Genomic DNA, 15,160 nt, shown 5'->3' on the forward strand with positions numbered 1-15,160 from the left:
GTCTGGGGGCGGTCGGGGCGCTGGGGATGTCGGTTACCCCACTCACGCTCGCGCTCGGTTCACTGACTACGGCGACCGCGTGTGAGTTCACTGTGATGCTCAGCGACGGGTTGGGCAGTAGGCGTCTGCAACTGCACCGCACGGTTCTCGCGGCAGCGGTGGCTGCCGCCCTCGGCTACGCCGCCTTGGCTGCCTCCGGTCTGGACATGGTCCGGGAGTTCGGGCTCTTGATGGCCGGCAGTGTCGGGTTGTCGTTCATCGCCGCTCGACTCGTTGTCGCACTGATCCCGCGGTCACGGGAACGAGGTCACGATCAGATTTCCACATCACGGCCACTTTCGACAGAAATGAAAAAGGTGGAGGTATGAAAGTTGGTGTTCTCGCATTCCGCTCGCAGGTGCCCGTTCGACTTTCGAGTTCGGTTCGCAGTCTGCTCCCGGCCAGCAAGCGGTGGCGAGTCGCCAGCCTTGCCGCGCTGGTGGCCATTGTTGTCGGCGTCGCGTCCGTCTTGACAGTTGGCTGGCTGACCAGCCTTCCGGGCGGTCTGGCACTGCGTGTCGCCGACACAGACGTCACGGAGCAGCAGGTGAGTTATCGAATGGACGTTCTGAAGGCACTGTATGGTGTCCAGCCGCCCGGAGACGAGAAAAAGAAAGACGCCTTCCGGCGGGATTCGGCCAAGGCGGTCGCGATGAGCATCGTCCTTGATAACGAGACACGCTCTCGGAATATTATCATTTCGGACAAATCGGCGCGCGATACTCTGACGGAGATAATCAATAAGCAATTGGGGGGCGATCGCCAGTCGTTCATTGATCTGCTCCGCCAGTACGGGGCATCGGAGCAGGACGTCATAGACGAGATCAAGCGGCAGCAAAGCGTCGACAGGCTCTTCCAACAGGTCGGGTCCGGTGCGGCCTCTCAGGTAACCGACGATGACGTTCGTAAATACTACGTCGACCACAAGGCCACTATGGTGACGCCGGAGCGGCGATCGATACAGAATATCGTCGTGACGGACGAAGATCAGGCCAAGAAGGTGTTCGAGGAGGCCCGCTCCGGCAGCGACTTCTCAGCATTGGTGAAACAATATTCCGTTGACGAAAGCACGAAGAGCTCTGATGGCAAGCTGGGCCTAGTGGAAAAGAGCCAGCTGGAAGACACGTACGCGAACCAGGCCTTTTCCGTGCCCGTTGACGCGGTGTTCGGACCTGTGAAGACATCGCATGGCTGGAATGTGGGTCGCGTGCTCGAAGTTAATCTTGCCACTCCGCTGGAATTCGAGCAGATAAAGGATCAGATGAGTCAACAGCTTCGTTGGGAGAAGGCTACTGAGACGTGGCGCAAATGGCTCGGCGACGCGATCAAAAATGCTCATGTGAAGTATGCAGACAATTATCGTCCATCTGATCCTGACGCGCCGCCGCCGGTTCCGTCGATGCCGCCGCAGGCGAGCAGTGCTCAGCCGGCCGAGCCTGGAAAAGGTCCATGACAGCCGAAGCCCTGACGGTATTTGTTCGCGGTCGTCACAGTCCTGATCCGAACTTGAAGTTCCTGGTGTTGTGCCGCACCCACGTCGGCGATCCGAACACGACAGGTGACGGGTACGTCGTTCTAAGCAAATGCTGGTTTCGGCCGAGGCATCATCGGCCGACTCGGCCGGAACCGTGCTCAGTGTGACTCTAGCGCAGCGCACCGTCCCCGCTGTACGGGCCAGGGTGCACATGCGCCCCACGTCATCCCACGGTGATATAAGAATACCTATCTGGGATGATGTGTCGCACACCACAAAGCCTGCATACTCGTGCTGTTAACAGCAACTACCGGGAGGCCGGAGGGATACGACGAGACGGTTCGTTCGCCTCCGAATACGCCGCGCCTGTGCATCCGATTCAGGGAAGCCGCAGATTGTCCTTGTGTTACTTGCACGCGCGACTGGCAAATTCAACAATCGTGAGGACAACATGGACATCATTGCTGCCGTCGCATACAAGCCAAACGAAGATTTCCAGCTTGAGACGCTGAGTCTCGATGAGCCACGCGACAACGAAATTCTGGTGAAAATCAGCAGCGTGGGAATTTGCCACAGCGACCTGGCCGCTCGTGACGGGGCCATCCCGATCGAGCTTCCGGCCCTACTCGGTCACGAGGGCTGCGGCTATGTCGAACAGGTCGGGACGGCAGTGACCAAAGTTCAGCCCGGAGACCGGGTAGTGCTTACGTTCAACAGCTGCGGCGCGTGTCCGAACTGCACGAAGAACATCCCGGCATACTGCTACCAGTTCGCTCCTCTGAACTACGGCGGATCCCGCCCCGACGGATCTGCAACAGTTTCTTCGGGTAACAGGAAGGTCAGCAGTTACTTCTTCGGCCAGTCATCGTTCGCGACGTACGCTCTGGCGAACGAGCGCAACGTGGTGAAGGTAAGCGATGATGTGCCTCTCGAGTTACTCGCTCCGCTCGGATGCGGGATCCAGACCGGAGCGGGCGCGATCATGAATTCCTTCAATTGTCCGCCGGGTTCCTCCTTGCTGATTGTCGGGGCCGGTGCCGTCGGGCTGTCGGCGGTAATGGCCGGCGTTGTGCAGGGTTGTGAGTACATCATCGTCTCCGAGCCACACGCGTCGCGTCGCGAACTGGCTTCCTCTCTCGGTGCGACGCATGTCATCGACCCTGCGGAGGGCGCTCTTTCAGAGCAGGTCCGAGCGGTCCTGGCTGCGGGTGTGGACTTCGCGTTCGACACCTCTGGCAATTCGAACGTGCTCGCCGCCGTCACCCAGTGCATGGCTCCTCGAGGTCTACTCGGTCTGGTTGGTGTGCCAGCCGATCCGCAAGCGGAACTGTCTATCAACATTATTTACGCGATGGTCCTCGGGTTGCGTGTCATGGGAATTGTCGAGGGTGATGCCAACCCTGACGAGTTCATTCCGAGGCTGGTGGAGCTGCACAGGAACGGCAAGTTCCCGTTCGACAAGATTGTCAAGAGTTTCCCGTTTTCTCGTATTAATGACGCGGTTCACGAACAAGAGAGCGGTCAAACGGTGAAAGCGGTGCTGGTCAACGACCGATGAGTAGCACCGTCGACGTCGACAGCGAAAAGTGGCGGTTCTGCTGCCTGAAGATCAGCATATAAACCCTTACAACGAGGAAGGACAAACCAGTGACGACTGTGCTGGACAGTGGCCCGGCCATTCCGGACGAAATCGCACAAGGGGTTATGCTCGCGGAGTCGCACACCGATGAGAAAGTCTTCTACTCGGCGTACAAGTGGCTTCGTCAGAACAAGCCGGTTGGCCTCGCCAATCTGGACGGCTACGATCCGATTTGGCTGATCACCAAGCATGCCGACATCATGGAGGTAGAAAAGCAGCCCGATCTCTTCACCAGTGGCGTGGAGAATCCCATCCTTAATGATCAGGCGAGCGACGCTTTCATTCGGAGCATTAACAACGGCACCATTCGAGCAATCGACATGGTGGTCTACATGGACCCGCCTGAGCACACCAAGATGAGGAATGTCACGGCGCAGTGGTTCATGCCGAGAAATCTGCGGAAATTCGAAGACCGGATCCGTGAACTTGCTCGCGAAGCCGTAGACAAACTCATGGATTCGGACGGTCAGGTCGACATCGTAACAGACTTTGCTCTGCGCTTCCCATTGCACGTCATCATGACTCTTCTCGGTGTGCCGGAAGAAGATGAGCCGCGCATGCTGAAGCTGACCCAAGAATTGTTTGGAGGCAACGACCCCGAACAGCAACGCGAAGAAGTCAAGCTCGAGCCAGATGTCGCTGCGCGTATGTGGATGGGAGCCGTCCAGGACTTCTATGCGTATTTCAGCGATCTTTCCGAGCACCGACGGTCTCACCCGAAGGACGATCTGCTGTCGCTCATCGCCAACGCCAAGGTCGATGGTGAGTACCTTTCCGAGGTGTTGTGCAACGGATACTACCTCGCCATTGCCACGGCCGGCCACGACACGACGTCTTCCACCATTTCGGGCGCACTGCGTGCGTTTGCCGAGTTCCCGGATCAGCTTGACAAGGTACATGCCGACCCGTCGTTGATTCCCAGCCTCGTGGACGAGTGTATTCGTTGGGTGGCTCCGGTGAAGCATTTCATGCGGGCTGCTAGTCGAGACACCGAATTGCGCGGTCAGGAAATCAAGAGCGGGGACCGGCTGATGCTGTGCTACCCGTCGGGCAACCGCGACGAGGATGTCTTCGAGAATCCTGATGTGTTTGACCTCACCCGGAGGCCGAACAAGCACATCTCCTTCGGCTACGGCCCACATATGTGCCTTGGTCAGCATGTGACAAAGATCGAAATGCGGATCCTATTCGAGGAGTTGCTTCCCCGGCTCAAGTCCATCCAGCTGGCAGGTGACCCGAAGCTGTCCCAAGCGAACTTTGTGGGTGGACTCACGAAGCTTCCTGTCCGATTCACCAAGGCGTAACTTCCCGACACGTTGTGGGGACCGCGGTGGTATGCGGTGGCCGTGACTTAATGCACGGCCACCGCGACCGAGGAAGGACAATTCCCGGCTATGGGAAATGACAGCTACTCAGAGGCTATGCTTGGTGATAGCCCCCGAAGCCGGGTTGTTATCGTGGGGGCCGGCCACGGCGGTGCCAACGCGGCGGCTTTTCTTCGGCAAAAGGGGTTTGGTGGCGAAGTCATTTTAATCGGTGAAGAACCTGTCATGCCCTACCAGCGCCCCCCGTTGTCAAAGGCATATATCGCCGACCACATGAGTGTGGAAGACCTCTATCTCAAGCCTACGCAGTTCTACCGGGACCAGGGAATCGAGCTGCGGCTGGGGACCCGAGTAGCTGAGGTGAACCCGGAAGGAAAATTTGTCAGCTTCTCGGATGGAACCACTCTTGAGTATGACGTGCTTATCCTTGCGACTGGTGCAGCACCTCGGTCGCTGGACGTGCCGGGTAGCGACCTCACCGGGATTCAGGAGCTGCGGACGATTGCTGATGCCGGTCGGTTAAGAGACTTGATACCGTCTAGTGGACACCTGGTCGTAGTTGGTGGCGGCTACATCGGACTTGAGGTCGCCGCTGTCTGCCAGACAAATGGTGTTCGCGTCACGGTAATTGAGCGAGAAGATCGCCTTCTGGCCAGGGTGGCCAGCGTCGAGCTGTCAAAGGTGCTCACTGCCTATCATCAAGAACGAGGCACAAACATACTTACTTCTGACTCCGTCGTGGGGTTTGCCGGTGGTGCTGACGGGGCGGTGCGTTCCGTTATTCTCAGCGACGGAACTGAAATTGCCTGTGGCGGTGTTCTTACGGGGATCGGTGCTGTTCCATGTGATGCGTTGGCGTGTGGCGCTGGATTGCACTGCGATAATGGTATTGTTGTGGACGAACAGTCGCGGACCAGCGACAGATGGATTTTCGCGATCGGTGATGTGACGCGACGACCGCTTCCCAATCGTACTGATCTGTTTCGAATGGAGAGTATCCCGAGCGCGGTAGAACAGGCTGGACAGGCGGTCGCCGCTATCATGGGAGGACCGCAGCCAAAGCCCGAGGTTCCCTGGTTCTGGTCGGACCAGTTCAACTTGAAGCTGAAGATGGCCGGCCTTGTCCATGAGGGTGAGGAGGTCATCGCCAGGAATTCCTTGGAGGGTTTTAAGATCGCCTTCTTCCACGTTCGAGGCGAGAATGTTGTGGCGGTCGAAACGATTAATTCTCCGGGTGAATTCATGGCAGGTAAGAGGTTCATCGAGAAGAACGCACGGGTCGACCTTACCAAGCTTGCTGACAGCTCGGTTCCTCTGCAGGGAGTGTTAGTGTGATGGTGGAGAAGTGATGCCGAAAATTACTTGCATCAATGATTATGACGGTTCCCGGTGGGAGCTGAATGTCGATTCCGGGTGCAGCGTCATGGAGGCCACTGTCAATAACAACGTGCCCGGGATCGTGGCCGAATGTGGTGGGAGCTGCTCGTGCGCAACTTGTCACGTGTATGTTGACGAATCTTGGCTGGGTAAGCTTGAGGAGGCGACCCAAGAGGAAAAAGATCTGATTGAATTCCTTGACGGTGCTCGCTCGAACTCTCGATTGTCCTGCCAAGTTCTTCTGACCGATGAATTGGATGGCTTGACATTACGTATCCCTGAGTCGCAGGAGTGAAAAGAATGGCAGGTGTGCCGCTTACAACCTGTTTTAGATCTTGTTCTGGCGTGGGATAGGCGGCGATACGCCATGGGTACAAGCTCTGACGCTCGGTGCGTCGCCGGTTTGACGGTCTCGTTTGGTGGGTTTGGCCTACCGGTGTAGGGGTACTTCCAAACAGGTTCTTATGTGGGGTGAGGGGCAACAATGGCTGAAGTAATCGATTATCATTCACTGTTCATCGGTGGTGAATGGGTCAGGCCGGAGTCGGACAAGACAATAACGGTCGTGTCGGCCAGCACCGAGGATGTTATCGGCACTGTGCCGGAAGCGTCCGAAAAGGATGTGGACCGCGCGGTCGACGCTGCCAGGGCGGCCTTCGACGATCCGAATGGATGGTCAACGTGGCCCGTTTCGCAGCGTGCTGAAGCGATGCGGCGCCTCGCCTCGGCCCTTGAAAGCCGGAGTGCGGAGATCGTTCGTCGAGTGAGTAGCCAGAACGGGATGCCGCTCGTAATTGGTCAGCAATTGGAGGCGGTATTTCCGGCGGTTCTGCTGAGGTACTACGCCGATCTCATCGAAAACGCTTCGTTTGAAGAGAGGCGTCCGGGTCTGTTCGGCGGTAATACCCTGGTACGGCGTGAGCCGATCGGTGTCGTCGGTGCGATCGTCCCATGGAACTTTCCGCAGGCGCTTGCGGCTTTCAAATTGGCACCGGCCCTGGCGGCTGGCTGCACAGTGGTTATCAAGCCCTCGCCGGAAACGGTCTTGGACAGCTATGTCCTAGCAGAGGCCATCGAGGAGGCTGGGATCCCACATGGAGTCGTGAATATCGTTCCGGGCGGCCGAGAAATCGGTGCGTTCCTGGTTGCCCATCCGAAGGTAGACAAGATTGCCTTCACCGGATCAACGGCTGCTGGGCGGTCGATCGCAGAAGTTTGTGGACGACTGCTCCGTCCTGTCACCTTGGAGTTGGGTGGCAAGTCGGCAGCCATCATCCTCGATGATGCAGACTTGCCAGGTAGCCTGGAGAATCTGTTCGGTGCGTGCCTGCTGAACAACGGGCAGGCATGTTACCTGGGTACGCGTGTACTGGCGCCTCGCAGCCGCTACGATGAAGTCGTCGATATCTTTACCGGGTTCGTCGGTGCACTCAAGGTTGGCGACGCCCTTGATCCGACGACTCAAGTCGGGCCGCTTGTCAGCGCTCGACAGCGTGAACGCGTGGAAGGCTACATCGCGAAGGGCAAGAACGACGGCGGACGTGTGACGACGGGTGGTGGACGCCCGAAGGATCGCGACAAGGGCTGGTTCGTCGAGCCGACTGTGTTTGCTGATGTGGACAACAGCACGACGATCGCGCAGGAGGAAATATTTGGACCCGTGCTGTCGGTGATTCCCTACGGCGACCTCGACGATGCGATCCGAATCGCTAATGATGTCGACTACGGTCTGGGAGGTTCGGTGTGGACGGCGGATGCCGATCGGGGTCTTGACGTGGCTCGGCGCGTGCACACGGGAACGTTCGGGATCAATGCCTATCTGCCCGATCCGACCGCGCCGTTCGGGGGCATCAAGGCCAGTGGCCTGGGCCGAGAGCTGGGCCCCGAAGGCTTGGCCGCATACCAGCTGACCAAGTCTGTCTATCTTGACAAGTAACATTTCGCATATGCATCTGGCTTCGCCGGATGAATGATACTCCCGGTGTCGACGGTATCGATCTTGTCGACACCGGGAGTCACCGACGATTGAAATCCAGACGGAGTTACTGTTGGCCTCGGGGCCCATGCATTTCATCGGGAATCCTGCCCGGAGGCATGGTTGATGCGATCCCTGATGTGCCGAATGGCCAGTCGCTAGATCCGGAAGCGAACTCTGATGCTTCATTGGACGACGGTGATTATCCTGTCGGTGTCCTCGCTGTGGTGCGTTTTCACCTTGATTGTTGTGCATTGAACCAGTATGAGATCACTTCGGCACGGTTCGTCATACCGAGTTTGCGAAGGATGTGTTTGACGTGCGATTTCACCGTACCGGCAGAGATGATCAAATGGTCGGAGATTTGGCTGTTGGTCTCGCCGGCCGCCATCAACCTAAGTACCTCCATTTCGCGACGGGTGAGGTCGTAGGCGTCTAATGCGGTATGGGTTATCCGGGGTGTGTTCACCGTCCGTCGTGCAGGTAGCGATAAACCATCACTTGCGATAGTAACTTCTTTACTGAACCCTTCAGCGGCCGCCGTGATACTTTCGGATAGTTTTGCGACCTCAATTTGGATGGCTGCGGCGCGTTCGAGTAGAATTGCGCGTTCTAACACATAACCGAAACCTTCCGCAAATAAGTTGAGCAGGTTGCGGTCGAGCTCACCCACATCTCCGCGGTGGAAGTACTGATCACAGTGCAACAATCCAATAAGGTTACCCTCCGGCATGAGTGCCGCCGCGACGTATGAGCGGGACAAGGAAGGGCCGACAATTGCCCTGTTTGCTTTTGGATTCTGTTGCGCGTCAGTAACCAGGATGCCATGCCTGCGTCGAACGAGTTCGAATTCTGGGAGTGAAGAAACTAACTGCTGTGGGTGTTCCTGACCTGACCGGACGATAGCCTGAGCCCACTCGGAGTCACCGTCGACATATGCGGACACTGGTGTCCATACCGACTTGTCAACCATGGAGAGCATAGCTCGATCAAATCCCATTTCGGCCATGACTTTTGGACACTTGTTGCTCAACTGGTTGATTTGTCTAATATCCTGGAACTGGCCCAGCGCCTGCTGTACGGTTCGGATGGCTTCTGTCCTTCGCATGATTTCTATGCGGCGAACGATATTCTCGGCGCCACGGATCCGGAGCAGCAATTGGACTAAATCCTCGGATGAGACTACGGCTTCAATCGCCTCCCTGTCCCCGCTCAGTGCCCGACTCACGGCAGTCCAAGCTGTGTTTAGTGCATGCGTCGCTGCGTAGAAATCGTGAATGTCTTCCAGTGCCGGCGTGGCGCTGGGCGAAAGAAGACGCTTGGCGCTTTCGATTGTCTCAAGTACGTCGGCAAGCTCCTGTCGGGACAACGCCTCGGCCAGGCGTGAGCGCCACTCGTGGGCACGTCTCGGGGTGACGGTTGCTGTTCCCATCGTGATCTTCCCTTTTGCAGCACCACTGCTCACTGTATTCGGTAGGTGGCTGTCAGTCATTATGCATGACTCCAATCTATGTCGGGCTGCTGTACCCATCGCTGGTACGAGGTGAAACCGGCATGCGTATTCTCCTCATCGGCCCTGACCGTGACCAGTGCTCTACCCGCCGTGTCGCCGGGTAGGCGGCGGCGTCTCACCCACAGCCCTTGCATCCCCGCATGACAGTCTCCCGTCATGGGGCTCGTGCCGCCCCGTTGCCAGGACGTGTAGGCGAGTCGCCAGTGCGCGGAGAGGCTCGGCGGTTCGTTGTCGGATCTCGGCCAGCCAGGCTTGTGCCTGTTTGTCGCTCTCGGCCGCCCATACTTCCGTCGCGCTTATCGCATCAGATGACGGTCAATACGCCTGTACAGTGGGACCGCCAGGCTTGAGAAGAACCGGGCAAAGTTCCATTCCTGAAACAGGCGTCGTGTTCGCCGTCAAACTTCTCATGCTATTGGTGGAGAAGGCGCGATCGCACGTTCACAAACTCGATGTCACGTTTCTGCTATGGTTACACGCGCGCTGACGATACCTATACCGCGCCCACCCCGAGCGGTTCGTGCGCCTGCCACCGTTCCCGTCCCGGTCACCCGAGCCGGCGTAGATCAGTTCGCCGGAGGGCATCCCCGAGCAGGGAACGGTTGCATGTAACAGGAGAATCGGTAGTTCCCACAAGGTTTTGATCTTGTCTTGCGCGGGTTGGGGGGTTCCGTCCTGAAGTGCATTTTGGTTGGACCTTTGGTAAGTTATGATCAAAAGTGGCTGGCGGGAGACGTGCGGTGGACCTTCAGCTGGCGGAAGATCAGGAGGCGATCCGTAGGGTGCACGCCGAGCTGGCCGGGAAGTTCGACGACCACTACTGGATGGAGAAGGGCCAAGCACACGAGTTCCCCTATGGAGCTCTACGACGCCATCGTCGCCGACCGCTGGCTCGGCATCACCGTCCCGAAAGGGTACGGCAGCCACAGCTTCGGGATCGGCGAGGCGGCGTTGTTGATCGAGGAGATCGCCAAGTTCGGAGGCAGGGTGAACGCGCGAGCACCATCCACCTGTCGATCTTCGGTATGTACCCGATGCTCAAGTATGGGTCGCCGGAGCTCAGGCAGCCGCATCCTTCCCCGCATCGTCATCGATGACTGCTATATCTGTTTCGGTGGCGCCGAGCCCGGGCGGGTCTGGACATCTGGAGACCATCCGGATCATCACCTTCGCGCGCCACGACGACGACCATCGCGTCGTCGACTGGTGCAAGGTCTGTATCTCCAAGGCCCTGGAGTCCGAGAAGGTCCTGCTGCTGAGATGCCGATGGCATCTGCTTGCTGGGGATCGGCTCGGATTACGTGGCCGATGCAGTCCGGCGCGCCATCGTGCTCGTCGCCGAGATCAATCAGTCGAACTCGCCGGGCATTTCCACCACTTGGGGCCACGTCCGAGGCGTTAGCGGCGTTCAAGAAGCGCCGAGCGCCGCACTTCACGGGAAGGTAGGAAAAACAATGGTGACGCTGGGAGGTGTCGACCCAGGTTTCGGCCCTCGGGACGACCTGCGGCACTGGCCAGCCCCGGGCGGGAAGATGCGTGACAGCCTCTTCTGGGAGCTGATCATGCCTGAGGAGCGGTTGGGTATGCAGATCTATCTATACCTCACCGACCGGGGCAAGACCGGCTACAACGTTTCCGTCTGGGGACCGGACACCGAGCCGGTTGCGCTCAAGCTGGCGAGCGGGAGCGTACCGACCGGCATGGACTTCGACAACTTTGCGTTCCAGGGCCTCACCGTCAAACAGCCGGAGCTGCGTCGTACCGCCGAGGTCGTGTTCCGCCACGAGGACCTGACCATTGAATACACCTTCGCAGCGATCCACGACGCGTTCAGCTACCGCTCGAACCCCGACGGCCTGCCCGCCTGGTTCGCGGAGAACCGGCTGGAGCAGACCGGTCGCGTCACGGGCTTCATCGACGTCGGCGGACGCCGGATCGAGTGGGACCGGATGGGGCACCGTGACCATTCGTGGGGGAACCGCAACTGGGGGATTCCGCACCATTGGAAGTGGTTCGTCGCGTACACCGAGTCCGGCCGGGCCGTGAACGGCTGGATCTGGATCGCCAAGGGCGAGTGGGGATTCGCAGGCTATGTCGTCAAGGATGGCGTGACCGTTCCGGTCTCGCACATCAAGCACAAGGCCTCTTACAACGATGACATGACCCAGCGCCGGCTCGATGCCGAACTGGTCGACATCACCGGCGAGAGCACCCATCTCGTGCTTGACAGCTACGGGGTCGTCAAGCTGCCCACCAACGACAAGATGGCCACCGAGATCTGGGAGGCGGCTTGCACCGCGACAATCGACGGTGAGGTCGGCGCCGGACAGTTCGAGACCCACTGGCCGACGCCCTACCTGCAGCACCTGATTGAGAGCAAGGAGTGATCTGGGGCTGATCGGTTACCGGTTGTAAGGCGCTGGGGGAGTGCCTGAGTGCGCACGGCCTGTGTGAAAGGCCCCTGACGGCTTGTTCTCCTCTACCGTCCACCGAACGTTCCGGCGGGGAAGTGGCCCTGGACCCGTTCCGGGCGAGCGTCCCGGCCTCTGGTGTCGATCAACGGCAGGCTTTCGGTATGGCGAGCATGTGGACAACCGCTGGGTGTGGCAGAAGGCGCGCAGGTGTGGGTCCTTGCCGTAGCCGGCGTCGGCGATCGGCCAAAATCATCTGCAGGCAGGTTGTTTGCGCCCTCGCGACTTCCGGCACTAGGGTCCAATGGTCAGACCTTTGCTTGGAGGTAGGGTGCGCGCAGTTGTCCTCCGTGAGTTCGGTGCGGCGCGGAACTTGCGGTTCGCCGATTTTCCCGATCCGCGACCGGAACCCGGATGGACGACGGTCCGGCTCCGTGCCACCGCCTTGAACTGGCACGACGTGCTGGTCCGGCAGGGCAGGTACCATTCCCCGCTGCCGCATGTGCTCGGTGCGGACGGCGCGGGCGTGCGCGTGGACACCGGCGAGGAAGTAGTGATCGTGCCCTCGCTGTGGTGGGGCGAGGACGACAGTGCGCCGGGTGCGGACTGGCAGATCTTGGGTGACCACCAGCCGGGCACCTACGCCGAGCTGGTGCGGGTGCCCGTCGAATGCGTGGTGCCGAAGCCCGCCGGGCTCAGTTGGCCTGAGGCGGCGGCTCTGCCGCTGGTGGGGCTGACCACCTATCGCGCGCTGTTCACCCGTGGCCGGCTGCGCGCCGGGGAGTCCGTGCTGGTGCTCGGTGCCGGTGGCGGTGTTGCCACGATGGCGGTCGGTCTCGCTGCCGGCATCGGTGCATCGGTGGTGGTCACCTCGTCCTCGGCCGCCAAAATCGCGCGGGCCCGCAGCCTCGGGGCCAGCGGTGGCGTTCTCTACACCGAGCCTGACTGGGCGCAGGCGGCGAAGGAGGGCTCACCCGGGGGAGGAGGTTTCGACCTCGTGCTGGACTCGGTGGGAAGCTGGCAGGAGTCGATCCAGGCGTTGCGCCCCGGCGGCCGGCTGGTGGTTCTCGGTGCTTCGCGCGCGCAGGAAGCGCTTATCGACGTACGGCGCTTCTACTTCGGCCAGTATGACCTGCTCGGCACCACGATGGGTAGTCCTCGCGATTTCGCCGGGCTGCTGGCGCTGCTGGAATCCCGGCAGGTGGCACCTCCAATCATCGACAGGGTTTTCCCGCTCGACCAGGCTGAGCAGGCGCAGCAGTACCTCGAGCGGGGCGACGGGTTCGGCAAGATCGTCCTTGTGCAGGATTGAACACCCGTACCGGGAAGGGACAACGTCGATGGCAGACAAGCTCGTCCGTTACGAGGTGGATGACCGCGGTGTCGCTTTCGTGACACTGGACCACCCGCAAACCCGCAACGCGCTCAGTGACGAGCTCCTTGACGATCTTCTGGCTGCGCTGGAAGGGGCGAGGAACGACAGCGCCGTGCGGGTCGCGGTGCTCACCTCGTCGCATGATCGGATCTTTTCCGCGGGTGGCAATCTCAAGGCGTTCGCCGATGATCGTCCGACGATTACCAAGTACGCCGGGCTTGATCGCTTTCCGCGTCTTTTCAAGCTGATCGGGGCTTTGGGCAAGCCGGTGATCTGTGCCGCCAACGGTGACGTGCTCGCGGGGGCGTTCGGGTTGGCGCTGGCCTGCGACCTGGTGATCGCGAAGGAGTCGGTCCGGTTCGGCTGTCCAGAGATCAACGTGGGCGCGTTCCCCTTCATGATCTCGGCTCTCATCTACCGCAACGTCGATCGGATGAAGGCCAACGAGCTGATGATGCTCGGTGACCTCATCAGCGCTTCGGAAGCCCGTGACCTGGGCATCGTGAACACGGTAGTGCCCGACGCCGAGTTCGACGATGTCGTCCGTGCCTGGGCGCACAAGGTGGCGTCGAAGTCGCCGCTGCTGATGAAGCTTGGCAAGGATGCCATCAACGCCACTCGCGACCTCGGTTTGGGCGAGGCCCTGGATGTACTGCAGGCTCAGCTCGCCCTGGCCTTTACCACGGAGGACCTCGTCGAGGGAGTGCGGGCGTTCCGTGAGAAGCGGGCCCCCGAGTGGAAGATGAGGTGATCGTTTCGTCCTGACCGGCTACCGGCACCGGGGTCAAAGTCATTGCTTTTTTGGTCTAACCATTTTAAGGTCGACTAAAGTACTGTGACCTGGCACACGGTCACTGTTGACTGCGAGGAAGATCACCATGACGTTCACCACGGTGACGGACCGCTACTCACAAGACGACATCGCCACCTTCTACGCCACCGGTTTATGGCGTGAGGAGACCCTGTTCGACGTCCTGGACGTTCAGGTTTCCGGGCAGCCCGACAAGGTGTTCATCACGGACGACACCACGTCCCTGACCTACCAGGAGCTCCGGGACACCGGGCTGCGTCTCGCGGCGAGCCTGAAGCATCTGGGCTTGGGCAAGGGGGACCGCGTCTGCGTCCAGATCCCCAACTGGACGGAGTTCGCGCAGATCGCGGTGGCGCTGGCGCGGATCGGCGCCATCATGGTACCGATCATGCCGATCTACCGGCGTGACGAGGTCGGCTACATCCTGCGCGACGGTGGCATCCGCATGGCCATCACCTGCGAGAGGTTCAAGAACTTCGACTACCTCGACATGTACACCAGGCTCCAGGCCGACTGCCCGGACCTGGAGAAGATCGTTGTAGTGCGGGGGGGCTCCTCCGACGAGCGTGGCTCGGTGATTGCGTTCGGGTCGCTGTTGGCGGTCTCCTGCCCGGTGACCGTGGCCGAGGAGATCGGTGCGGGTGCCGGCGCCGACGATCCTTTCGTCATCGTCTACAGCTCGGGCACGACGTCTCGCCCCAAGGGCTGCCTGCACACCTTCAACACCTTTGCCGCCGGCTCGCGGCTGCTCGGCAAGGGCCTCGGTTACCGCCAGTCCGACATCCAGTTCGGCCCGTCGCCGGTGACACACACGACGGGGTTCATCACGAGCCTCCTCATACCGATGATCTACGGCGCCGCCTCGCACCTCATGGAGGCATGGGAGCCCAGCGCGGGGTTACAGCAGATCAGCAAGTTCCGCTGCACCGTCGCGGTGACCGCGACGACGTTCCTGCAGATGCTCATGGACGTCTACGATCCCGACGAGCACGATCCCAGCAGCCTGCGCATCTGGGTCTCCGCGGGGTCACCCATTCCGGGGGCTTTTGTGGAACGGGCTCGCAAGCTGTTGCCGAACTGCCAGATACTGAGTCTCTACGGCCGTACGGAGAACGCCGTGACCACCATGTGCACGGTGGAGGACGATCCAGCTCGTTCGGTCACCTCCGACGGATCGGCTCTACCCGGCACCTCGATCAAGGTCGTCGACGAGGCGGGCTT

The 15,160-nt window shown here is 60.0% G+C and carries 11 protein-coding genes and 2 pseudogenes; 12 read left to right on the forward strand and 1 reads right to left on the reverse strand.

Annotation, left to right across the window (positions count from 1 at the left end):
* From DD1DGNOD_RS26900 to DD1DGNOD_RS11375, 7 genes and pseudogenes are all read left to right on the forward strand, one after another.
* Nucleotides 1-368 (forward strand): annotated as a pseudogene (locus tag DD1DGNOD_RS26900) (RND transporter); the annotation flags it as partial.
* Nucleotides 365-1,492, forward strand: a complete 1,128-nt coding sequence (locus DD1DGNOD_RS11350; protein WP_131770086.1) for a peptidyl-prolyl cis-trans isomerase — start codon at nt 365-367, stop codon at nt 1,490-1,492. The pseudogene DD1DGNOD_RS26900 and the gene DD1DGNOD_RS11350, both read left to right, overlap by 4 nt.
* A gap of 472 nt (nt 1,493-1,964) precedes the next feature.
* Complete coding sequence (locus DD1DGNOD_RS11355) at nt 1,965-3,071, forward strand: NAD(P)-dependent alcohol dehydrogenase (protein WP_131766541.1); 1,107 nt, start codon at nt 1,965-1,967, stop codon at nt 3,069-3,071.
* An 89-nt stretch (nt 3,072-3,160) separates the two neighbouring features.
* Complete coding sequence (locus tag DD1DGNOD_RS11360) at nt 3,161-4,456, forward strand: cytochrome P450 (protein WP_241251447.1); 1,296 nt, start codon at nt 3,161-3,163, stop codon at nt 4,454-4,456.
* Nucleotides 4,457-4,546: 90 nt separating this feature from the next.
* Nucleotides 4,547-5,812, forward strand: coding sequence for an NAD(P)/FAD-dependent oxidoreductase (locus DD1DGNOD_RS11365; protein WP_241255658.1), 1,266 nt, complete (start codon nt 4,547-4,549; stop codon nt 5,810-5,812).
* Between the two features lie 13 nt (nt 5,813-5,825).
* A complete protein-coding gene (locus tag DD1DGNOD_RS11370) occupies nt 5,826-6,149 on the forward strand; it encodes a 2Fe-2S iron-sulfur cluster-binding protein (RefSeq protein WP_131766542.1) in 324 nt (107 codons plus the stop codon).
* 189 nt (nt 6,150-6,338) lie between these two features.
* The gene (locus DD1DGNOD_RS11375; protein ID WP_131766543.1) at nt 6,339-7,790 is read left to right on the forward strand and encodes an aldehyde dehydrogenase; all 1,452 of its coding nucleotides are present in this window, start codon (nt 6,339-6,341) and stop codon (nt 7,788-7,790) included.
* 274 nt (nt 7,791-8,064) lie between these two features.
* Here the strand turns inward: DD1DGNOD_RS11375 and DD1DGNOD_RS11380 are convergent, their stop codons facing one another.
* Nucleotides 8,065-9,321 carry a LuxR C-terminal-related transcriptional regulator gene (locus tag DD1DGNOD_RS11380; protein WP_165034932.1) on the reverse strand — a complete coding sequence of 419 codons (1,257 nt, stop codon included), beginning with the start codon at nt 9,319-9,321 and terminating at the stop codon, nt 8,065-8,067.
* 876 nt (nt 9,322-10,197) lie between these two features.
* Here DD1DGNOD_RS11380 and DD1DGNOD_RS31175 point away from each other — a divergent pair.
* From DD1DGNOD_RS31175 to DD1DGNOD_RS11405, 5 genes and pseudogenes are all read left to right on the forward strand, one after another.
* Nucleotides 10,198-10,371, forward strand: a pseudogene (locus DD1DGNOD_RS31175) (acyl-CoA dehydrogenase family protein); the annotation flags it as partial.
* A gap of 248 nt (nt 10,372-10,619) precedes the next feature.
* Nucleotides 10,620-11,729 carry a DUF7064 domain-containing protein gene (locus tag DD1DGNOD_RS11390; protein ID WP_241251449.1) on the forward strand — a complete coding sequence of 370 codons (1,110 nt, stop codon included), beginning with the start codon at nt 10,620-10,622 and terminating at the stop codon, nt 11,727-11,729.
* Nucleotides 11,730-12,084: 355 nt separating this feature from the next.
* Complete coding sequence (locus DD1DGNOD_RS11395; protein ID WP_206443102.1) at nt 12,085-13,065, forward strand: zinc-binding dehydrogenase; 981 nt, start codon at nt 12,085-12,087, stop codon at nt 13,063-13,065.
* Between the two features lie 28 nt (nt 13,066-13,093).
* Nucleotides 13,094-13,879 carry an enoyl-CoA hydratase/isomerase family protein gene (locus tag DD1DGNOD_RS11400; protein ID WP_131766548.1) on the forward strand — a complete coding sequence of 262 codons (786 nt, stop codon included), beginning with the start codon at nt 13,094-13,096 and terminating at the stop codon, nt 13,877-13,879.
* 127 nt (nt 13,880-14,006) lie between these two features.
* Nucleotides 14,007-15,160 (forward strand): AMP-binding protein (locus DD1DGNOD_RS11405; RefSeq protein ID WP_241255660.1); only part of this gene is annotated, 1,154 nt, incomplete at its 3' end.

The organism is Candidatus Protofrankia californiensis (genome assembly GCF_900634765.1).
GTDB classification, from domain to species: Bacteria; Actinomycetota; Actinomycetes; order Frankiales; family Frankiaceae; genus Protofrankia; species Protofrankia californiensis.